Genomic DNA, 22,214 nt, shown 5'->3' on the forward strand with positions numbered 1-22,214 from the left:
TGCGGTGGGTCAGATGCAGCTCGGCGAGTCTCGTACCGGTGACGAGATCGGGTTCCCCGAGGGGCGACTGCCGAACGCCGAGCAGCTCAACCGAATTCGTTGCGGGACGCCGCCTCGGACTTGTCCCGATGGCCCCGGAGGATCCGCGCACGGTGATCGGAACTGTGGCAACGTCTTCGCTCTGCGGGCGAGACTGAGTGGGTGACCGTCACGAGCCCGCATCCTGTCAGTAAGCGTTATCGCGATCCAGAACTCACCGTTCTGTCGCGGACCAATGCCACCATCGAATTGCAGTTGGCTCATCGGTCGGTCCGTGCGTTCCTGGACGCACCGGTCGGCGACGACGAGCTGACGGCCATCGTCGCGGCGGCTCAGTCCGCGTCGACGTCGTCGAATCTGCAGGCGTGGAGCGTGGTCGCGGTGCGTGATGCCGCACGACGCAACCGGCTGGCGAAACTGGCGGGCGATCAGGATTTCATCCGCCGGGCGCCGCTGTTTCTAGTGTGGCTCGCCGATCTCGGCCGTGCCGCGCGGCTCGCGGCGGCCCAGCAGGCGCCGTTGGACGCGACGCAGTACCTCGAGTCGACCATCCTCGGTTTCGTCGACGCCTCGCTCGCCGCGCAGAACGCGGTGATCGCTGCCGAATCCCTAGGTCTGGGAGCGGTATTCGTGGGCGCCATCCGCAATGCGCCCGACCGGGTGGCCGCGGAACTGCACCTGCCGGATCGAGTGTTCGCGACCTTCGGCCTGGCGGTGGGTGTTCCCGATCCGACCGAATCGGCCGGGGTGAAACCGCGGCTGCCACAGCGGGCCGTGCTGCATCACGAGGTCTACGACGACGGCGGCGACGCCGTGATCGGCGACTACGACGCCCGCCTCGCGGAGTACAACGCCGAACACGCCCGCACCACCGGTTGGATCACGCCGGTTCTCCAGCGACTCGGGAATCGCGGCAGTCTGAAGGGGCGTCACCTGCTTCGCGAACATCTGACTCGGCAGGGTCTTCCGTCGCAGTGATGCAGTGCGGCCCGGCTCGGGATTTGACGCTGGGCAGCTCGGAATATGGTGCTACTCAACCGATTCGGAGGTGGTCGTGACAGTGCGCGTCGGACGCGGTGGGCATACTGTCGATATGCCGGACTACGACGAATTCGGAATGTTCCAGGACAATGCGGCGGAGGCGGGGCTGGCCTGGACCGGGCCGCCCGTGGTGCGGCGTCGGGCGGCGCGGATCGCGCCGGGGCGGCGGGTGAGCGCATTGCAGTGGGGAGAAGGGGATCCGGAGCTGGTGCTGCTGCACGGTGGTGCGCAGAACGCGCATACCTGGGATACCGTGGCGCTGGCTCTGCGACGTCCGCTGCTCGCGGTGGATCTGCCCGGTCACGGTCATTCGGACTGGTGGCCCGAGCACGATTACACCCCGGCGCGACTCGCCGAGGCCGTCGCTGCGGCCCTTACCGAACTGGCTGCAGCCGCGAAGACCGTCGTCGGCATGTCGCTGGGCGGCCTCACGGCGCTGCGACTCGCCGCAGGGAATCCGTCGCAGGTATCGCGGCTGATGCTCGTCGACGTCACGCCCGGCGCCGGTGACGCTCCCGGCAAGACCGCCGCCATCACCGCTTTCGTCAACGGCCCGGCGGATTTCGCGAGCTTCGAGGAGATCCTGGAACGCACTGTCGCCCACAATCCGGGCCGCTCGCCGTCATCGCTGCGGCGGGGTGTGCTGCACAACGCGCGCCCGCGTCCGGACGGCCGCTGGGAGTGGCGCTACGACCGGTTGCGCCCGACCGCCGAGGCCCGGTTCGACTTCAGCGGTCTGTGGAACGACCTGTCCGCGTTGCGGATGCCGCTGCTCCTGGTCCGAGGTTCCCGCTCGCCGGTGGTCGACGACGCCGACGTCGCGGAACTCCGCCGCCGCCAACCCGACGCGCAGGTGGTCACCGTCGAGGGCGCGGGCCATTCCGTACAGGGCGACCGCCCGGTCGAATTGGCCGGAATCATCGATCAATTCGGCTGAGCCCGGTGGTGACGGCGTGCGTGGAGACCCGGAGGTCGCTACGCCGGATTTCCAGAATTCGCCCGTACGGCAACGTCTCCCACTCCCGGCCGGTGGCTACCCCGTTCGAGGTGACCACCGCGCCGATGGGTCCGATGCGGTAGTGCATGCGGAAGAACTCGGGGCCGCGGCGCCGACTCACCTCCGATTCGGGATCCTCCTGCGCGTACGCGTAGAGCGCGCCCTCGGTGAGCAGCAGGCAGTTGAGGCTGCCGAAGGTGGCGCGGGCCTGGATGTCGGCCGCGGTGTGGGCGATGGCGTCGACGGGGTCGGTGTTCTCGCTGCGCAGTCGGCTGAGCACCCGCAGGAAGAAGCGTTCCGAATCGGTGTCACCGGTGGCACCGGCCAGGAGTTCGGGTTCGATCAGATCGTCCAGCGCCTCTCGCGGGGAGAAGAAGCCGTTGTGTGCGAAGGCGAGTGTGCCCGCGACGAACGGATGGGTGTTGCCGGGCCGGATCGGCGAGCCCGGTGAGGCGAGGCGAAGATGCAGCAGGGCCGCGTCCGCGACCGCCTCGGTGGCGGCCCGGTAGGACGGGCTGGCATGGGCGGAATCGGTTCCGCGCGTGATGATCTGCTCGCGTCCGCTGCGCGCGGCGATACCCCAGCCGTCGGCGTGCTCGCGGGACAGCGCGGTGAACGGCTCGAGCAGACCGTCGAGTGCCTCGGTCAGTGGTCGGGGGACGCGGGTGACCACGCCGAGCAGACGACACATTCGCCAGGACCTTTCGTTCGGGTGGCACCGGGCGATCGCCCGGCGCGGGGGAAATCTAGACACGACGTTCGAGCGTGTCCGCGAATTTGGCCAGCGACGCGTTGACCACGATGAACACCGCGGCGGTGACCAGATAGGCGGACAGCACGGTGTGCTCGTATTCGCCGAGTACCTGTGCGCGGTGCAGCAGTTCCAGGAAACTGACCACATAGCCGAGCGTGGAGTCCTTGAGCAGCCGAACCAGCTGACTGACCAACGCTGGGACGAGTCGCCGAATCGCTTGCGGCAGAACGACATAGCGCATCGACTGCCAGCGGGTGAAGCCGAGGCTCTCCGCGGCCTCGCCCTGTCCGGGATCCAGCGCCGCCACGCCCGCCCGGACGAGCTCGGCGACCACGGCGGCGTTGGTCAGCACGATGGGAATCACCAACTGCCAGAACGGCGGCAACCCGATGCCCAGCCGGGGCAGGCCGAACAGGAACAGATAGAGCAGCAGCAGAAGCGGTGTCGCGCGCAGCAGTTCGGTGACGGTGCGCGAGATCCCACGCGGTAAAACGTTGCGGCTCAACCGCATCAGAGCGAGTGCGCCGCCGAGCGGGAATGCCAGCACCGCGGCGACGGCGGTGACCAGCAGGGTGTTCGCGGCCCCGGTCAGCAGGTATCGGACGATCGGGGCGAGGGTGTACACCCGCCACTGGTCGGCCGAGAGCTGGCCGTGCGCGGCGAACTGGTGAATCACGAACGCGGCCAACGCGATCAGCAGGATCGTCGCGACCGCCGTGGCGATCCGGATCCGGCGGCGTCCCCGAGGCCCCGGTGCGTCGAAAAGCGTGTCGTCGGAGCGGGATTCGCGCACGTGCGGCCGCTTGCGTTCGGTTGCGAGTGTGGTCATCGGTGAATCGCCACCCTTTCCTCGATCCGGCCGGCGATGAGCCCCGCGGCCAGCGCGATCACCACGTAGATCGCCCCGACCACCACGAAGGAGGTCAGCGGACTACCGGCCTGATTGGCCTGCTGCTGATACCAGAACGTCAGTTCGGAGACCCCGGCCGCGGCGGCCAACGCGGTGGCCAGGGCAGATCCGATGAATATGTTGGCCAGCGGTTGGACCATCGTGCGCAGTGCCTGCGGCAGGATGATCAGCCGCAGGCACTGGCCGAGGGACATGCCCAGCGCGCGGGCGGCTTCCACCTGCCCGCGCGGCACGGTCCGCACGCCGCTGCGCACCACTTCGCAGACGAAGGCGGCCCAGTACAGCGCCATCGCCAGCGCGGCGTTGTAGTAGAGCGGGACGAGCAGTCCCACGGTGGGCAGACCGAAGGTGAACAGCACCAGCAACACCAATAGGGGCACGTTGCGGAAAACCGTGACGTACGTCGTGGCCGCGGCGCGCAGTGGCGGCACGGGACCGATTCGGCATATCGCCAGGACTATGCCGAGCGCGAGTGCACCCAGATAGGTCAGTACCATCAGGCCGAGCGTTCGTTCCAGGGCCGGGCCCAGATCCGCCCATATCACCTCGGGTCTTCCTTTCCGCTTCGTTCTGTTCCGCCTTGCGCCGGAACGGGTTTCGTCGGTCAGCTGCCCTGCGCCGAGCCGATGGCCGGCGGCGCGGGGGCGGGGCCGGGCACGATCGCGCCGACGGTGGCCTGCCACAGGGCCGCCCACTCGCCGTCCGCCTCGATCTTCTTCAGCCAGTCGTTCACGAAGGTCTTCATCTCCGGGTGGCTCAGCGCCAGGCCGATGCCGTAGGGCTCGGTGGTGAAGGGTTCGCCGACCACCTTCACCTTGTCCGGCTCCCGGTACGCGTCGCCGAGCAGAATCGCCTGGTCCAGCACGTACGCATCGGCGCGGCCCTGCTGGACGGCCTGCACGCACTCGGAATTGGTGTCGAACAGGACCAGCTCGGCCGAGGGCGCGTGCTCCTTGATGTCCTGGGCCGCAGTGGAACTGGACTCGGTGCAGACCTTCCTGCCGTTGAGATCGGACACCTTGCTGATCGAGTTGTCGGCCTTCTTCGTCAGGATCGCATCGCCGGAGGAGTAGTACGGACCGGCGAAGGCGACGATCTGGGCGCGCTTGGGGGTGATGGTGTAGGTCGCGAAAACGGTGTCCACAGCGCCGTTCTGGAGCAGCGCCTCCCGGTTGGCGACCTGAACCTGGGTCAACTTCACGTCGGTCTTGCCGGTGATGTACTTGGCGAGCATCGCCGCCAGTCCGGCGTCGAAGCCGGTCGTCTTGCCGGTCATCGGGTCGGTGAGGGAGAACACCGCCGCGGTATCGGTGCCGCCCACGATGAGTTGTCCGCGGGCCTTGATCGTCGCCATCAGGCTGCCCTCGGGGATCTGCGCGGGGTCGGCGACCGGCGCCTTGTCGAGTATGCGTTGGTAGGCACCGGAATCCGAGGTACCGCCGGATCCGTTGGCGGCGGGCAGTGACGAGGCTCCGCAGGCGGTCATCAGCAGGGCGGTGGCGGTGGCGAGGATCGCGGCAGGCAGGGCGCGGCGCGGCACGGATGTGCTCATGGGTGTGCTCTTTCGATGGTTCGGCAGGCGAAATATGTTCAGCGGGTGAAGAATTCAGTGCGTGAGGATCTTGGAGAGGAAGTCACGAGCGCGATCGGTGCGTGGCCCGGCGAAGAAGTCCTGCGGCGGTGCGGATTCCACGATCCGCCCGGCGTCGAGGAACACCACCCGGTCCGCGACGCGGCTTGCGAAGCCCATCTCGTGGGTGACCACGAGCATCGTCATGCCCTCGGCCGCCAGTTCGCTCATCACGTCCAGGACCTCGTTGGTCATCTCGGGGTCCAGGGCGGAGGTCGGCTCGTCGAACAGGAGTACCCGCGGGTCCATGGCCAGCGCTCGGGCGATCGCCACGCGCTGCTGCTGGCCGCCGGACAGTTGCGCTGGATACGCGGATGCCTTGTCGGCCAGGCCGACTCGGGCCAGTAGTTCGTGTGCTCGTTCCTGGGCCCGGCGTACCGGTACGCCCCTCACGCGTACCGGGGCCAGGGTGATGTTCTCCAGTACCGTCTTGTGTCCGAACAGGTTGAAGGACTGGAAAACCATGCCCACCTGCGCCCGCATCCGCGCCAGCTCCCGGCCCTCCGAGGGAACCGGGACGCCGTCCAGCAGGATCTCCCCGGAGTCGATCGTCTCCAGTCGGTTGACGCAGCGGATCAGTGTCGATTTACCGGAGCCGGAAGCGCCGAGCAGTACGACCACCTCACCGGCGCGCACCTCGAGATCGATGCCGTGGAGCACCTGATGCGCCCCGAACGATTTGTCGACTGCGGCGAGGCGAAGCAGCGGGTGTGATGCGGAATCGGCAGGCATGGAAAAAGCATGACGAGCCGGGAACCATTGGTCCAATGAAGGTTTCGTCGCCTTCGTGTGGAATTTGTTTATGAATCCACTTAGCCTGGGCCGATGTATGACCCGCGGCAGCTTCAGGTCCTGGTCGAGGTCGCCCGCAGCGGCACCTTCACCGCCGCGGCGGAGGCACTGGGATACACCCAGCCCGCCGTCAGCTATCAGATGCGAACCCTGGAACGCGCTGTCGGAGCGCCACTTACGAGCCGCTACGGACGCCGGGTGCGCCTGACGCCCGTCGGCGCGGCACTTGCCCGGCACGCCGAGACCGTCCTCGCCACCCTGCGTACCGCGCAGAACGAACTGGCCTCCCTGGTGTCGGAGGGTGGGGGGCAGGTGCGGATGTCCGCCTTCCAGAGCGGCTGCGTCGGCCTGGTGCCCTCGGCGCTGGCCAGGCTGCGGCGCACCCATCCCGAACTCGAGGTCGTGGTGACCCAGACCGAGTGCGCGATCTCGCATCGGCTGGTGCTCAGCGGCGAGGTGGACCTCGCGGTGGTCTGCGATCTGGACGATGCGGAGAATCCGCCCGATCCACGGCTGCAACGCATTCCGCTGCTGAGCGACCATCGTTGCGTCCTGCTGCCCGCCGATCATCCCGCGGCGAACGCGGCCTCGGTCTCGCTCGCCGAACTCGCGGGGGAGCGCTGGATCCTGGAGACCGTCCGCACGCGCTTCCTGGCGGCGTGCCGGGAGGCCGGTTTCACCCCGAGGATCGCGGCGACATCGGATGATCAGCTCACCATTCATTCCCTGGTGGCGCACCGGATCGGGCTGGCCATCATGAACGAACTGGGCATCGCCGCGCACACGCATCCGCAGGTCGTTGCCCGGCCACTGCGCGGCTGGCCCACGCGTCGCATCTACGCGATGCTGTGGCCGGATCTGACGCGGTCGGCGCAGGTTTCCGCGATGCTGTCCGCGCTCGGGTCGGCGGCGAACGCGTTGGAACCGGCTGTCGCACGCTGACCAGGGTGGTGACTTCAGTCACGTTGGGCCCCATGAACTTCGGGAGATCGGGGCTGCTAGAGTCATTCGACGAGATTGCGTCTAGGGTTCCGTCGCCGTCCCGGGTGATCAGGGTCGGCGAGTCTGGACCGAGCGACGCCACGTATCGCACCGCCCCGGTGCGGTGCGACAACTGACGGGATAAAAGCCCTGAGGTTTCCGAATGCTGTCCTGATCATCAGGACCAACGCACAGGAGGCCTGCAGGGTGAGATTTCGTATCAGCCCGTCGGCGATGTCTTCCGGCCTGGAGTCGGCGAAACATCTCACGTCCGGCAGTGTGCCGGTGGGGGTATTGCTCGGTGTCCTCGTGGCGGCGTGTGCGCATGCGGCCTGGAATGCGATCGCACATCGCATTCCCGATAAACTCGCCTCGATCACCCTGGTGAATATCGGATGTCTGCTGTGTGCCGTTCCGATCGTCGTGATCGCCGGTGTGCCGAGCGGCCGCTGCTGGGGATTCATGGCCGCATCGGTGGTATTGCACATCGCCTATTACGGATTGTTGATGCTGTCCTACCGAATGGGCGATTTCAGCCAGGCATATCCCATCGCTCGCGGTACATCACCGCTCGTCGTCACCATCGTGGTCGCCATCGCCGCTGTTCGGATGCCATCGGCGGGACAGATCATCGGGGTGGCGCTCATCTCGGGCGGGCTGGGGACACTCGTGCTGCGGGGACGTCGCACGCAGCCGACCCGGGCGGCTACGGTGTGCGCGGCCGCGGGTACCGGACTTCTGATCGCGGGGTATACGGCGGTCGACGGCTTCGGTGTTCGTCTCGCACACAACACCTGGGGTTACGTCGGCTGGTTGATGCTCCTCCAGTCGGTGTTGATACCGGCCGCGGCCCTGATGTGGAAACAGCGCGGACTCGTCCGGGCGATTTCTCCGGTATGGCATATCGGTGTGATCGGCGGGGCATTGAGCATCTGCGCCTACGGTTTGGTGCTCTGGGCCCAGACGCGAGCCGAATTGGCCACCGTCGCCGCTCTTCGTGAATCCAGTATCGTCGTCGGGGCGCTCATCGGAACGCTCATGTTCGGCGAGAAATTCGGGTCGGCACGCATCGTGATGTCGATCTGTGTGGCGGCGGGGATAGTCACGCTCTATTTGTTCTGAGCGCGATTGTCCGGCGTCCTGAATCGCGCCGCCATTGTCCTGTCGGTGACCGAGTGATTAGATTATTTGATGGGCGAGGAGGGGTTGCGACGGCCGACGATGCCGCGAAATAGAGCTATGACGATGCTCGTGCGCCTCCTCGCGGTGCTCGCCGCGCTGGCTGGCCTCACCTGCGCACCGCGGGCATCGGCGGCTCCCGCCGCGCCGGGGTGTTCCGCCCTGCCTCCGACCGTGCCCGGAACCACGGTCGGACTGTCGCTCACCTCCGGTGGCCGGAACCGGAGTTATCTGCTGCATGTGCCAGCGGGATATGTTGCGGGACACTCTTTTCCGCTCATCATCGCCTTCCATGGCCGCGCCCAGACGGACCGGATGATCGAGAACTACTCGAACCTGGACGCGCTGCCCGCGATCATCGAATATCCGCAGGGCACCGACACCGGTAAGGGTGAACTCGGATGGCAGGGCGCACCGTATTCCGCGCCCGGCGTCGACGATGTGCTGTTCAGTCACGACCTCATCGATATGACGCGGCGGCAGCTGTGCGTGGATTCGAATCGCATCTACGCTACCGGAAAGTCCAATGGCGCAGGGTTTGTCGGCATACTGGGCTGCCGCATGTCGACCACATTCGCGGCCATAGCGCCGGACGCCGGCGCCTTCTATCGCACGGGCGCGCCCTGCGCGCCCCGACGACCCATTCCGGTGCTGGACTTCCACGGAACCGCCGATCCCGCCATCCCCTACAACGGCAATCCGCGGCGCCGCCTGCCCTCTATCCCGGACTGGCTCGCGGGCTGGGCCGGCCGCGACGGCTGCACCGTCGGCCCCGCCCGGTTCTTCCAGCGCAATGACGTCGTCGGCGAGCGGTGGACCGGTTGCCGCGGCCACAGCACGGTTCAGCACTACCGCATCGACGGCGGCGGGCACACCTGGCCAGGGGCGACGAGCCGGAGCGGGCCGGGCAGCACCACGCAGACGATCTCCGCGACACAGGTGATGTGGCAGTTCTTCACCGCTCATCCGCTGACCGGGTCATAGCGACTTTCGACTCATGCCGATCGAGACCGCTGACGGTCCAGAGCATTTGGTCGAGAATCAGTCCATCGATAGTCGGACGTAACCGGTTGAGCAGGTTCGGCAATCTTGGTTCACGGGTCTGGGGGCGTGACCGGGATCGACGGCGGAGGCCTTTCGATGGCGGATGTCATCGGTGGTCTCGGTGGCCGAAACGATCGGTTCGCCGAGCGCCAATTACCCTGCGCTGTAAGTAGTTTCAGTGACAGTTGGTCCTCGCTCCGGCTGGTGCACAGACACCCAACCACGCGTTTCGTTGCGACTGTTCGGGATTCGGCTCAGCGTGATCGAGACTGCTGACGCCCCAAAGGTTTTGCACAAAGATCATCTTCTGGTCATGCAGATGTAACTGGCTGACGATCTCGCGCAACTCGCTGCGACCCGGCTGACCGAATCGGGGGCCATCGCCGGGGACGAAGGAGGGTGGTCTTTCGATGTTGTTCGGCGGCAATGACTTCAGCGCCTGGAGCGAGCGCCCCGGTCGAAGGGGCGTTCTTCGTTCTCGGCGGACAACTCCGGCCGAGATGTGAACGATGTCCCTGGAGATGCCTCAGGGCCTGCGTTGGCTCAGTTATCTCGCGGGTACGGCGTGGCCCGAGGGCGACGAGGACAAGTTGTTCGCGCTGGCCCAGGACTGGCATACCGCGGCCACGGATCTGCGGGCTCTGATATCGGCGGTGCAGACCGCGTGTGACACCGCGCTGGACAATTATTCGGGCAGCGGCCGGGATCAGATGGCGTCCCAGTTCGAGGCGCTGCTCTCCGGTGATCAGTCCGTCGACGCGATCGCCAGGAATCTGCAGCAGATAGGCGACAGTGTGCAGGACTGCGGCACTCAGATCGAGTACACGAAGCTGCAGATCATCAGCACCCTGGCGATCATGGCCGCCGAGATCGCGTGGGCGTTGGCGACGTTGTGGGGGGCCTTCGCGGTGCCCGCGATCGAGGCCGAGGGTGCGGGAATCCTGCGGATCATCGGTCGTGCGCTGACGAATCGGCTGATCGCGCACGCGGCGAGAGTCGCCGAGATGCCGTTGTGGAAGCTGGCGGCGATCGAGGTCGCCGAGCAGGCCGGTATCGGCTTCGCGCAGGATCTGGCCATTCAGGGGTATCAGAAGAACGAGGGGCATCGCAGCGGGATCGATTGGAAGCAGACGCTCACCACTGCGGCGGTGGCCGGCATCTCCGCCGGTGTCGCGACCCCAGTGGGGCACTATCTCGGTGCGGGACTGGGTAATTGGGTCGGCCCCGACTCGATGACCTGGTGGAAGTCCAGCGGCATCGCGGTGGCCTCGGCCGTGCCGGCGGGCCTGGCCGGAGCCGGAGCCGGGATAGTGGCCAATGGCGTGATCACCGGTGAGTGGGAATTCGATCCCGCGGCGCTGCTGGGCGGTGTCGGTGGTGGCCTGGTCGGTGGTGTGCACGGCGTCATCGGCCATGCCACTCAAACCCGCCTGGGCTCGCTGTCCCTGGGCGGCGGGCACACGGACGGGAGTGCCCCGAAGGTCGACGAGTCGGCAGGCGGCGTGTCGGATTCGTTCGGCAGCGAAGAGAAGTGGGGTGGCGGCAAATTCGTGGCGGGACGCTCCGGTGACTGGGACTCCGAGCCCGGTCCCGGCGCTGGTGATCGGTCGGGATCCGCGACACACGCCTCGGCGAGCACGTTCAGCCCGCTCGAGCCGGAAGGCGACGACGGGACGCGCCCGGCGTCGGCGATGTCCACACGTCCGGCGAGTGGCGACGGCACTCCCGAGGTAGTGCATTCCACACGGGTCTCTCCGACGCCACCGAAGTCGTCGGTGTCCTTCGCGTCGACGAACACCCGTAGTGCGCCGGTCCCTCCGCGCTCTCGAAAAATCGATGAAATATCTTCGCGGACATCGGCTTCCGCGTCTCGTACGAGCGTTGGTGCGACGCGTTCGCAGTCGCCGCTGATTGGTCGTAGCCGATCTGTTGATGAGACGTCGTCGCAGTCGTCGGTAGCCGGGGTGCGTACGGGTATTGGTGAGACGCGCTCGCAGTCGTCGCTGACTGGAGGTAGCCGAGGCGTTGATGAGACGGCGCTGCGGTCGTCGATATCCGCGTCGCGTACGAGTGTCGGTGAGGCCCGCTCGCAGTCGTCGCTGATCGGTCGCAGTCGGAGTGTTGACGAGACGTCATCGCAGCCGCTGGTATCCGCACGCCCGGAAAATTTCGGCGGGACATCCCACGGACGTTCCGCGAGTATCACCCGGACTTCGTCTCAACCGTCGACGTCCTCGCGTTCGGTCAGTGCCCAAGACATGCCGACTCGGGGGCCGTCGTCCGTACGCATATCGGATTCCAACGAGACGTTGACGTCGCTCCCATCGAAAGCTGCACGTAGCGCGGATATTTCGGGATCACCGCGTGACGCACCTCGTTCAGGGGTACGGACCACGCCGCGGGCGGATATCTCGGCGAACGGCGGTGACGGGTCCTCGGTGCGCACGGCACCGGTGACGGCTGCGCAGACCCGGCCGCAGCCTGTCATCTCGTCGCGCGGCACCGACTTGCCGGTCACGGAGTCTGTGCTGAAATCCGCTGCGACAGGAAGGGTCTCGGACCCTACGGCCGAGTCCACCGAGATCACCCGGCCCATGGGGAGATCCGACGGTGCCGGACCGGCCCGCACCGCGAGCCTTACGCCCGACGCACAAGGCAACCCGCGGCGAGCGGGTCTCGCCGATGTCGGAAATGACTCGGAGATAAGGGGTCTGGGTACCGGATCGACGGTTCGCGACAGCGCGGACCGGTTTCCGGCGTCGGAACCTGCACCGGTGCAACACCTTCCGGCGGACCACGATCATCAGTGGCGGTCAACTGACGACGAGAGTGTGGTGAACCTCAACGCGTGCGGACCGCTGGCTCTGGCGAAGATCGTCGAGTTGACCGGTAGCACCACGGCTCGGGTGCCCGAGAACGAAGTCGGACGCAGCGGCATGAGCGCCCTGGAACTCGAGGACGCCGCGGGAGCGCCGCTACACCGTTTCGACGACCACGACAGCATCGTCGACCATCTGCTGGACCTCGGCCCAGGCTCGGTCGCGCTCGTCGTGGACGCGTACCACGGCCCCACCGACAGGTACGGCGTCGGTGCGCACGCCTACCTCATGCACAACAGTGACGGTGAGATACGGGTCATCGACTGGGCCGCCGAGCAGCGGCATCCGCGGGCGTCGTCGGACGTCCGGTCCACCCACGCGATCCTGTACACCGGCGGTGGCGCACCGCATCTGCAGCCCGAGCAGCGCACGAGCCACGCCGAGGATTTCGGTCCGGTCCGCATCGGCACGCACCGGACCGATGGCGACGACGTCGTCGAACAGGGGCCGGAAGATGCTCCGCGCGAACAGGAGAGCACGGTCGAGCGGCTCGATGGTGAGGAGAAGCCGGACACCATTGTGGCGGAATATGATCGGCAGCAAACGGACGGCCGACCGAAGTCCGACAAGGAGTCGCCGCTCCTTTCCGACCGGCCCGTTCGTGATCCGTATGAGCTGGACTCCGTTGCACCGCGAGAGGATTCGACCGCACCCGAGGTGAAGCCCGAGGCGAAGAGAGGGCGGCGTCAGGAGGCGGAGTCGGAACCGGAGAAGAAGGCCGATCCGAAGGAGAGGCCGGAGTCGAAGAAGGAGAAGGAGCCGCAACCGGAGACCGAGCCGGAGAGGGAGAAAGAGCCGGAGCCGAACAAGGAACTGGAACTCGAGAAGGAGCCGGAACTCCCCTGGGATATTCCTAAAATTGTGATCACGCCGCCGGGAGACGATCTTCCCGTTGCGGTGCGGGAATTCGGTTCCCGACGTGACGGCGCCAAGGACTTGACCAATATCGTCCCGGTCCCGCAGGAAACAGTGGACTGGCTGCACGAGCAGATATTCCATAGGGTCGAGGGCGATCGTGGTGTGGACGAGGAATTCCGGAAATCTGTCGGCCGGGTGCTGACCCAACGTCTGCTCTCCAGCGATGCGAGTGCATGGCCCCAGTTGATGAGTGCGACGGGTATGCCGCTGCGCGTGAAATACAAGGGTCGTCGATATCCTGTCTCGCTGCGGGTTTCGCTGCGCGCCATCGGCCCCTCGAAGGAGCAGATCGCACCACTGTCCGACGGGCCGCCGGTGGGGATTCAACAGTGGGCATTCGGCATCCTGGCAACCGCCGATACCAGCAGCAACGGCGATTACAGGGCTTTCTCCTACGCCTATACCCACACCTTTCCCGCGGATCATGGCGCACTGACCTACGTCGCTCTGGGTGGGGAATTGGACCTCGTCAACAATCAGGTGTCCACGTCCATGACCGTGACCTCGACCGTGCAGCCGATGGTCATCATTCGGAGCAAGGGGCGTTCCTGGCCGTTCGATTTCGCGATGACCTGGGAGTTGAGTCACGGCGACAGCCTGGGCGATGCGATATCGCCGACTCCGTCGGACCGAGTGTGGTATCCCACGGTGAGCGATCCGGCGAAGGGACTGGCCGCCGATCCGCCCAGCAATATGCTGGTCTGGTTCCCGAATTACCTGAAGGTCGGCGCGATTCCGGCCATCAACCACAAGATCCCCAGCACCGTTCCCGCGCCGATGAGCCGTGCCGTGGGGGAGTTCCACCTCTACGGTCCGGTCACCATTCCGAACCACGCTCAGATCATGGCCGATGTCATGTCGTCGTTCCGTGCGGATTTGAGCAATATGTCGGACAACTCCATGGCGCAATTCCGAGAGTTCTTCGGCGAGGGAAATTTTCGGAGCCTGATCACGGCCGCCGCACGCACGCCCGATGATCTGCCGTCGGCCGACGACGCGGAGACGACGGGCGAGGAAGTGGGGCGGACGGGCGACGAGAAGGAGAAAGACGAGAGCACTGTTATTTCGCCGACCTTCTACACGTCCTCGGGCAAGACGATCGGCGCGCTACAGGTCAGCGTCGTATTGCACGGTGGGGAAGAAATAACCGGACCGACCACGGAGAAATCCGTGCTCGAATCCTTCGTGCTGCGATCGCTGGGCGTGCAGGGCAGTTCCGTAACCGCCAACTCGCTCGGTTTCAATCCGTCGCTCGGATTCGGTTTCGGCGGTAAAGAAACGGATCCCGACACCGGAATTCAGTCGCTCGGTGGGCAGATCACCATCAAGGGCGGCGCATCTCAGAAGTTCAGCCATACGCTCAACTACGGCGGCAGTGCGCGTATCGCGCATTCGCTGCGCACGGGCGAGCCGCTCCTGCACGTCACGCCCCGGATGACCGTGCACGTCACGCTGATTCGTCCCAACAGTCACGCCGTGGATCCGGCTCCGGGCACACCGCTGGCAGGCGGGCACGACTATCCGGTGAACATCCTGGTGCCCTCGCTGGAGACGCTCGGGCACGCGCCCACCGTGCAGCTGTACCTACCGTCCGAGATCCTCCACCTGCGCCAGCTCGGTGTGTCCACGACCCCGCTGGCCGTCCACGGGACCAAACCCCTGTTCGCGGAGGTCAAGAAATGGATGTCCGGCCTCGGCTTCTTTCCGCCCGATCGCGACGCACCGAGCTGGCGGCAGGACACCCTGGGCTGGCTGTCGGAGAAGACCACGCTGGAATCCACGCATACCGAACGCCTGAACAACGTTCGTAAATTCGAGGAGATGAGCAATCAGCTCGGGCTGCGCGGCGGGCTGGACCAGGCGATCGAGGGCGACGAACGGATCGGCAAGGACGGCGAGCCCACCTGGGAGGGTGGCGCGCCCACCTGGTTCGAACTGCCCACCTCGACCGGCACCAGGCGAGTGTCGGTCTTCCTGATCACCGAACGGCGTTATCTCTCGGACGACCCCCATGACGGTGTGACACACGAATGGACGCTTCCCAAGGTCCAGACATTGAATTACAGCGGTTCCACGATTCCCGGGGACGAGCAGTTCTCCAAGACGCCGGTCGCGTGGAATATCGGCGGCAACGCCTCGATCACCAGTCCCTTCGACGAAAAGTCCAGACTGTGGTTCCAGGGTTTCACGCCCGATTACACTTTTTCGGGCGGGAAATCCGAGATCCGGGATTCGAATTCCGGAACAGGTCACGAGTACTACACGCTCAGCCCCACCGAGAACGGCACCCAGATCTTCGGCGTACCGGTCCGGCACCGGATCGTGATGACCTACAGCCACGGTTCAGCACCGGACGACCTCAGCGGTGACGGCGGTGTTCGCCTGGCCGTCCCCACGTATCGCACGCACGCCGACAAATTCGACGACGGCCCTGCCACCCCCACCTTCCGTGACCTCGATGACGACGATGCCCGGCGGCTCGCGCTGCCGTCCGCGGGACGCAGCCTCGAGGACAACGTTTTTCGCCCCCCGGACACCACTATTTTCGATCGGGTGGGCGGCAGCAGGGAAGTCCGCAGGGCCGCATTCGATCTCATCGATGACATCGCATTGGAAGTCGCCGAGGAAGACGCCTCCCACGAGCACAGAGAACTCTCCGTGGAGACGTCTCCAGAGCCGGAATCGGAGACGTCTCCGGTGCATCGATCGTTCGAGGATACTGATACCGCTCCGCGGATCATCGGTGCCTTTCCCGAAGAGATCGAACTGCCGACCTGGAACACGACCGCGCGGAACGCCTTCACTGCATACGATTTCGAGGACGACGCCCATGTGCCGCCTCCGGGCCTCGACGGGAGCTTCGTCGGTTCTCGTGAGGTTCCGCGGATCGTCGTCACCCCACCCGAGTCGAGGGACGGACACGACTCGCCGCAAGAGCATCCGTACGACGACTCGCGGGAACAGGAGACCGTCGAAACCGATTCCCGCCGAGACGATCTGGACGACCTGCCGATTCCCGGCGGCTTCCCGCGTGCGGACAACACGGCGAACGAGGCATCGGAACCGACGCTCACCTGGCCTCAGGTGCGCGATTTCCTGCAGAATTCGACCCACTGGGCGGTGGGGCAGGCAGGCGATATGGGATACCGGGTGGGGCGGTGGCTCTGGCGCAACGCGGTCGGTGAACCCGCCACGAACCCGGCGTCGATGGCTCACGAAGCCATCCACACGAGTCTGTCGCCGTATCACATGACTGCCGACGCGCCGCGGATCTTTCGTGACTCCTACGTCGCCGTCGAGGGCGCCTCGACGCCCGGCACGCTGGCCGGCACCGATATCACCGTGAAGACCACCGGTTACCTGACCAACGTCAGGGTGCGGCCCCGACCGCCGAAGATGGATGCCGAGCGTTGGTTGCAGTCCGTCAACGGCGCCGGGCACACCGACAGTGACCAGCGCGGTCACCAGTGGGGCGCGTCTGTGACCGAATCGGTCGGCAAGGTCGATCAGAACATCATTCCCGGTGCCGCCTACCACTACAGCACCAGCAACTCGCACAGCGACACCGTCAACGACAACTCCGCCGTGTTCCGTGTCACCACCGAGGACACCACCCCGGTCCACTGGTTCATCGCGGACGCGCACTACCTCGTCAATGTCCGTGTCGGTGTTCGCAACCTCGCCCGCGGGCTCATCGCGGGCGGGCCCCGGATAGATCGCACCCGCGTGGTGGATCTGCCCGACGCGGTGGAGTTCCTGCTCGTCGACAATGATCTGCAGAACAATCCCGACCTGCTCGCCCTGGTCGACGACGCCAACCTCGAAGCCGGGTTCGGGCAGGAGTACGGAGATATCGCCGAGGCGAATCCACCCGATCGCGGACTTCCGATCGCGTATGTGAAGGGAAAGCGGATCGGGTACGGGGCCGTGACGAATGTCGAGGTCGAAGGCGGCCGCGAGGCATACCAGAACCTCGCGCTCGAGCTCGTGGAGAAGTACGCGCCGGGGATAACCCAGCCCGGCTCGGCCAACTACCTGGCCGGTGTCGAGACCCGAATCAACGAGCACACCACCACATTGGCGCTACGCACGCTGCCCAACGCCGGGCCCGACGGAATCACCGCCTTCCATCTGATCGACCGCACTCGACCGTTCGATCCGCACCTGGTGGAGGTGACGTTCTCGGCTCGTCCCGACCCGTCCGTGGATCTGACCACCATTCGCGGCAAACGGGTCACCAGCACGTCCGGCGTGGACAATATCTTCGGCCACTCCAATGGTGACGGCGCCGCCCTCGAGGTCCCGGGCGCCACCCGCATGTCGGACTCCCGCAAGCGCGGGCACCAGATCGACTTCACCCTCAGCGGCCAGCACGGCGGCCACCGGCCCAAACTCGATCTCGGCATTCAACGCCAGAGCAATGTGACCGAAATCCAGACCTCCGCTCGCGAGCGGCGCGCGTGGCAACGCAGTTTCGGCAACACCAGTGAATTCCCTGTTCCCCACGAGTACGTGGTGGAGGTCCGCAAGCGTCCCTTGGACGAGGCGCGATTGGCATTGCTGGTGCGGCGCGGCATCAGCGGTTTCGCCATGGCGGGAGGTGGCATCGGACTTCTTCCGCCACTGCGACTTTCGGACCTGGCCAGGCTCGCCGCGCCGACGACGGAATCCCGGAACAGCGTCAAAGCGGGCACCCTCATCCGCTTCAACACCTCCGAGACGCCGGATGCCGACACCCCCGCCGAACTTCCAGAACCCGGTATCTACCGATCCGATCCTTCGGTACGTCCCCCGGCCCCGGCCGAGGGTGACGCCGTGATCGAGATGGAGGTGTCACCCGCCGTGCAGCGACTGCTGAACGGGCCGACCTGGGTGCCCACGCGGGGCATCGAGATCTACGAATTCGAGGGTGTGCCGGAGCTGGCACAGGCTTTGCGCCAGGTCGATCCCTCGCTCGACATCGAGGACCGGATGCTCTCGAACCGTTCCTCGGAGGGCATGTTCATCCGCTTGACCACTCTGGTCGAGAGCAACCGCGTGACTCTGCTCGGCCCCGCCGCCACCGCGCCCTTCCTCAACACCCGGTCGCTGCGGGAACCGCTCGTGTCCGGCCCACCCGCACGGGACGACGATCACGTCGGCCCCACCTCCGTCAAGATCACGCTCTACTCGCCCCAGATCGAGAAGACCGGCAAGGACATCGCGATCGATGACATCTGGTGGTCGGGCGACGGGTTCGAGACCGAGGCGGACAACTCCATCAACACCACCGCCAACTTCGGCCTCAGCAGTCCTTACACCGGGGAGGCCAACGACCGCGGCGCGTTCACGATTCCGCTCACCGGTGAGCACGCCGGTGCCGGGCAGTTCAGCGTCGTCACGTCGAACCGCCGCGAACTCCTGCGTTTCGGCACTCCCATGGAGGGGCCCGCTCCCGAGGGAGGCGGCGAAACCGTCGGTACGGTCGGCCATCGCCTGCGCGCCCTGGCCAAGATCGAGGTGCGAGGACCCGAGGGCACCCTCTGGGTCTCCGGTGACGCTCTGATCCGCACCACCGAAACACCTCCGGGGCTGGAGGTTCCGCGCTCGGCGGCGCTCGTGGAAGACCGGCCGACCGAAGAGGGCGTGCAGACCCACGAGGTGCAGCAGAGGACCGATACAACTCTCAGCGGAGTGCGGCGTCCAGGTCTGCGGTCGGGCACGGTGGGCAGGATCCCCGCGCCGGCGGGACATGTGTGGGAGTCGATGCCGCCGGATGGCGATTGCTTCTTCTATGCCCTCGAACGCGTTGTCCACCACGACGACCCGCCCGCGTCGGCGGCCGAACTCGACCGGCGGATCCGAGGCCTGCGCGCGGAAGTCGCCCATGAACTGCGCGCCGATCCCGATACCTACTTCAGGGCCTTCCACACCATCCTGTCCGCCGCGGAGGTACCCGGCGCCAGGGATCTCGAACGCCCCGAACTTCGGGATCTGCTCCGGGCCAGGAACACGGTCCGGCTCCGGGATCGCTTCTACGAGCAGATTCAGGCGATAACGAATCGGAGGGTGTGGCGCAATGCGGTGAGTCACCTCGTCCCGCAGGCGGCCACGGCTGTGCTGGCGCGCCGCGGGCTGACTCTGCGAGTGCAGAACGAGGAACTGCGGGCGGTGGGCGGATGGACCCTCGGCGAGGACACGACCGCCGCACCGGACGCGACGACCCTGGTGCACGGCAGCCATTACTACCTCGCAGTGCCCACCGCAGATTATGTTCCCGGCTCCGCTCCGCGCGAATCAGGAGCTACCCGGCAACCAACAGCCAGGAACTGGGACGAACTCACCGATCTGCTCGGCCCTGCCGTACAGCGGCACACGCCGCACTCCTACCTCGAGTCCGCGCCGCACACCCCTGGGATCGTGGTCCTGGGTGACGAGTCCGGCGCACGCTACATCTGGCTGCCGCCCACCGATGCGTGGCCCGGCGAGATGCACGATGCCGCGGACCAACCGGTATCGGTCACGCTGGAACAGGCCCTCGCCGATCCCAGTGTCACTGTCGTCCGCAACTCCGGCCCGACCGGGGACACATCGATAACCCACGATCCGGGCCTACCGCAGCCCGGCCACACATCGGCTACCGACAGCGGTGAGTCGCACTCCTCGCCGGCTGTGCCGGAAGGTAAGCCGTTCGGGGACAAGGCGTCTCGTGGCATCCTGCCGCCTCCCTCGCCCACGGGGACCGTTGTGTTCGCACCTGTCACGAAGGATGCTTCCCCTTCCGACGACGGGTCCGTGTACAGCACCGAGGATCGGCACGCGCAGCTGTCCGCGCCGGGCGGCCCGCAGCATTCGACGGAGTCGGGAGTCGGTATCGAACGGCTCGGCGGGGACGACCACGATTTCGACATACCGTTCCGGCTCGGGGGCGGGCCGCGCAGCACACCGGAGCAGCCGGCCATTGTCAGCGAACCTCCGCTGCATCTGCAGCGCGACGACGAAACCCGAACCGGCATCACCCATTTCGGCACGCGGCAGGAGCGGCCCGACTCCGAGGTCGCGCCGGAGGTGCAGGAGGAGTTGGCCCCCGAGGTAGAGCCGGAGGTGCGGGACCGGTTCGATTCCGAGGCCAGGCTGGTGCGGCAGGAAGGGGTGGCCTCTGAGGTCGAGCCGGTGCGGCAGGAGTCGTCCGACTCCGACGTCGAGCCGGAGGTGCTGGAGCGGTTGGCTTCCGAGGTGAAGTCGGTGCGGCAGGAGCAGTTCGACTCCCGGGTCGAGCTGAAGCAGCTGGGCGACGACGCATCGCAGGTGACCGATGTCGTGGATCGGCCCTTCTCGCTGGGACGCAGCGAAGCCGACGAGCCGGACGTCAGCGAGTCCGCTGCGCTGTCCGGCACGGAATCGCCGGTATCCGCCCAACCGCTGAGTCTGGCCGCCATTCGATCCGCGCTTCGCTCCGACAGTGACGACGAGGGATCGATTCGCATGACCGACTCCGAGGCACTGTCCCAGCGGCTTATCTCCCCACACCCGCCGATCGAGCCGATCACGGCCACCGATTCGCAGATGCCCCCGTTGCCCGGTGACCGAGACGGCAGCCAGGATCGGCGGGAGTCGCCTGGGAAGTCCTCGCCGATATCCGACGGGCGACTCATCCACCGGGCACCGCCGCTGCGGCGTCGCCGGGCTGCGCGAGGATGGAATGAGTTGTCCCCGGGCATGATCGGGCGACAGCGCTCGTTCCCGCTACTTCCCGCCGAGACATCCGCGAGCCCGGACCCGCGGTTATCGCACTTGCCCGATGTCACCGTGGTGCCGGAACCAGAAAGCCGAAGCGCCGCAGGTCTGACGATCTCCGCATCCGAGACGATCCCCGTGTCCGTTGGAGGCGCCGAAGTCCGCACAGATGACACACCACCCATCAGAGACCAACCGCGCCGCGCCGACGGCAAACCGCCGCGCGGCGATGGCAGACCCCTGCGCACCGGTGGCTCACCCGAGCCCGCCTCGGCTCCGCGCACACCACTGCAACGCCTGCGTCGCCTCGTCTCCCGGCTGCATGGACGCGACACATCCGGCAATACGACCGCCGAGGTGGAGCCTCGCTCGGTCGACCGCGCACGACACCGCCACTTGCGGGACATTTTCCGCCGTCCGCTGAACCGGTTCCACAGCCGCACAACGACTTCCATCACCGGAACCACTCACCGCGACGGTACGACCGCGCACACGGCGATAACGAACTCCGTGCAGCCGACCACCCGGCACCCCCGGACGCCCTCGGACAGTGTCGCCGACGCGCTCACCGGTATTCAGCGCGACACCGGAAGCACCGCGATCCGCCCACCCGGTCATTCCTCGCCGCTGCCGGGCCGTTCGAGACGGGACCTCGAGCGAGCCGCGGGCGGCAGACTCCGCGGATACCCCGACGACCACCGAATCTCCCGCCAACTCCAGCTTCTGGGGCCCGGAGCCCAGGCTCTCGTCGTCGCCGTGCACCCCACCGCCGATTCCAACGGTGTCGGCGCGTACGCATACCGCATGTTCGACGACAACGGCACGATCTTCGTCCACGACACCACGGACCGCACCCATACGCTTCCCGGCCAGCGCACTCCCGCCAGCGTCCATGCAATCCTCTACACATCCGAGGGCGTAATCAGAAGCCCCCTGCGTCTGCGCGACGAAACCATCCCCGAATTCCCGAGAAACGCCCGCATCGGCGTACGACTCGACACCGGTAGTCACGACTGACCGCGTTCCTGACGGCTGGCCGATCCAGGTCGTGCCGCACGGCTCAACAGCCGGCCAGCGGGGCTGTCATCGCGGTAACCGGCCGCGCGCGGGATCGAGTCTCCGCCGCAGTATGCGCAACGCGCCGATCCGGAATGTGGCTGTCGCTCAACCGATTCTGTTGTCGCGGCGTGCCGGTACCGCCGTGCCCCGCCACCGGCGATTTCGCTCTCGCCCTCCGATATGACGTGTCGTACCGCGGTACCATGCCCCGCCCGAAGTTCCTGCCGCGGTACCACCGATCGCGGCCGCGGCGCTTCTAACTTCGAGGTATGGAG

General features: G+C 66.4%; 11 protein-coding genes. 6 read left to right on the plus strand and 5 right to left on the minus strand.

Going from position 1 to position 22,214, the window contains the following annotated elements:
* Positions 1-201: 201 nt before the first annotated feature.
* Both NM2_RS15630 and NM2_RS15635 read left to right on the plus strand, forming a co-directional pair.
* Positions 202-1,017, plus strand: coding sequence for an NADPH-dependent oxidoreductase (locus tag NM2_RS15630; protein WP_067669164.1), 816 nt, complete (start codon positions 202-204; stop codon positions 1,015-1,017).
* Between the two features lie 115 nt (positions 1,018-1,132).
* Positions 1,133-2,017 (plus strand): alpha/beta fold hydrolase, encoded by an 885-nt coding sequence (locus tag NM2_RS15635; protein ID WP_067669166.1) that lies wholly within the window; start codon positions 1,133-1,135, stop codon positions 2,015-2,017.
* Here the strand turns inward: NM2_RS15635 and NM2_RS15640 are convergent.
* Genes NM2_RS15640 through NM2_RS15660 form a run of 5 tightly spaced genes read right to left on the minus strand, consistent with a single transcriptional unit; the run spans position 1,998 to position 6,103 of the window.
* Entirely contained in the window at positions 1,998-2,768 is a 771-nt protein-coding gene (locus NM2_RS15640; protein ID WP_067669167.1) for a class II glutamine amidotransferase, read from the minus strand. The genes NM2_RS15635 and NM2_RS15640 overlap by 20 nt on opposite strands.
* 55 nt (positions 2,769-2,823) lie before the next feature.
* The gene (locus NM2_RS15645) at positions 2,824-3,660 is read right to left on the minus strand and encodes an amino acid ABC transporter permease (RefSeq protein WP_067669169.1); all 837 of its coding nucleotides are present in this window, start codon (positions 3,658-3,660) and stop codon (positions 2,824-2,826) included.
* On the minus strand, positions 3,657-4,286 hold the full coding sequence (locus tag NM2_RS15650) for an amino acid ABC transporter permease (protein ID WP_218025920.1): 630 nt from the start codon (positions 4,284-4,286) through the stop codon (positions 3,657-3,659). Before NM2_RS15650 ends, NM2_RS15645 begins: the two co-directional genes overlap by 4 nt.
* Positions 4,287-4,345: 59 nt before the next feature.
* Complete coding sequence (locus tag NM2_RS15655; RefSeq protein WP_067669170.1) at positions 4,346-5,293, minus strand: glutamate ABC transporter substrate-binding protein; 948 nt, start codon at positions 5,291-5,293, stop codon at positions 4,346-4,348.
* A gap of 54 nt (positions 5,294-5,347) precedes the next feature.
* A complete protein-coding gene (locus tag NM2_RS15660; RefSeq protein WP_067669172.1) occupies positions 5,348-6,103 on the minus strand; it encodes an amino acid ABC transporter ATP-binding protein in 756 nt (251 codons plus the stop codon).
* Positions 6,104-6,196: 93 nt separating this feature from the next.
* Between NM2_RS15660 and NM2_RS15665 the strand changes: the two genes are divergently transcribed.
* The 4 genes from NM2_RS15665 (at position 6,197) to NM2_RS15680 (ending at position 21,897) form a co-directional block, all read left to right on the plus strand.
* The gene (locus tag NM2_RS15665) at positions 6,197-7,105 is read left to right on the plus strand and encodes a LysR family transcriptional regulator (protein ID WP_067669174.1); all 909 of its coding nucleotides are present in this window, start codon (positions 6,197-6,199) and stop codon (positions 7,103-7,105) included.
* A 246-nt stretch (positions 7,106-7,351) separates the two neighbouring features.
* Positions 7,352-8,266 carry an EamA family transporter gene (locus NM2_RS15670; RefSeq protein WP_218025921.1) on the plus strand — a complete coding sequence of 305 codons (915 nt, stop codon included), beginning with the start codon at positions 7,352-7,354 and terminating at the stop codon, positions 8,264-8,266.
* A 123-nt stretch (positions 8,267-8,389) separates the two neighbouring features.
* Positions 8,390-9,307 carry a CE1 family esterase gene (locus NM2_RS15675; RefSeq protein ID WP_157121114.1) on the plus strand — a complete coding sequence of 306 codons (918 nt, stop codon included), beginning with the start codon at positions 8,390-8,392 and terminating at the stop codon, positions 9,305-9,307.
* A 569-nt stretch (positions 9,308-9,876) separates the two neighbouring features.
* On the plus strand, positions 9,877-21,897 hold the full coding sequence (locus tag NM2_RS15680) for a WXG100-like domain-containing protein (RefSeq protein ID WP_067669179.1): 12,021 nt from the start codon (positions 9,877-9,879) through the stop codon (positions 21,895-21,897).
* Positions 21,898-22,214 lie beyond the last annotated feature (317 nt).

The organism is Nocardia miyunensis NBRC 108239 (genome assembly GCF_001613065.1).
GTDB classification, from domain to species: domain Bacteria; phylum Actinomycetota; class Actinomycetes; order Mycobacteriales; family Mycobacteriaceae; genus Nocardia; species Nocardia miyunensis.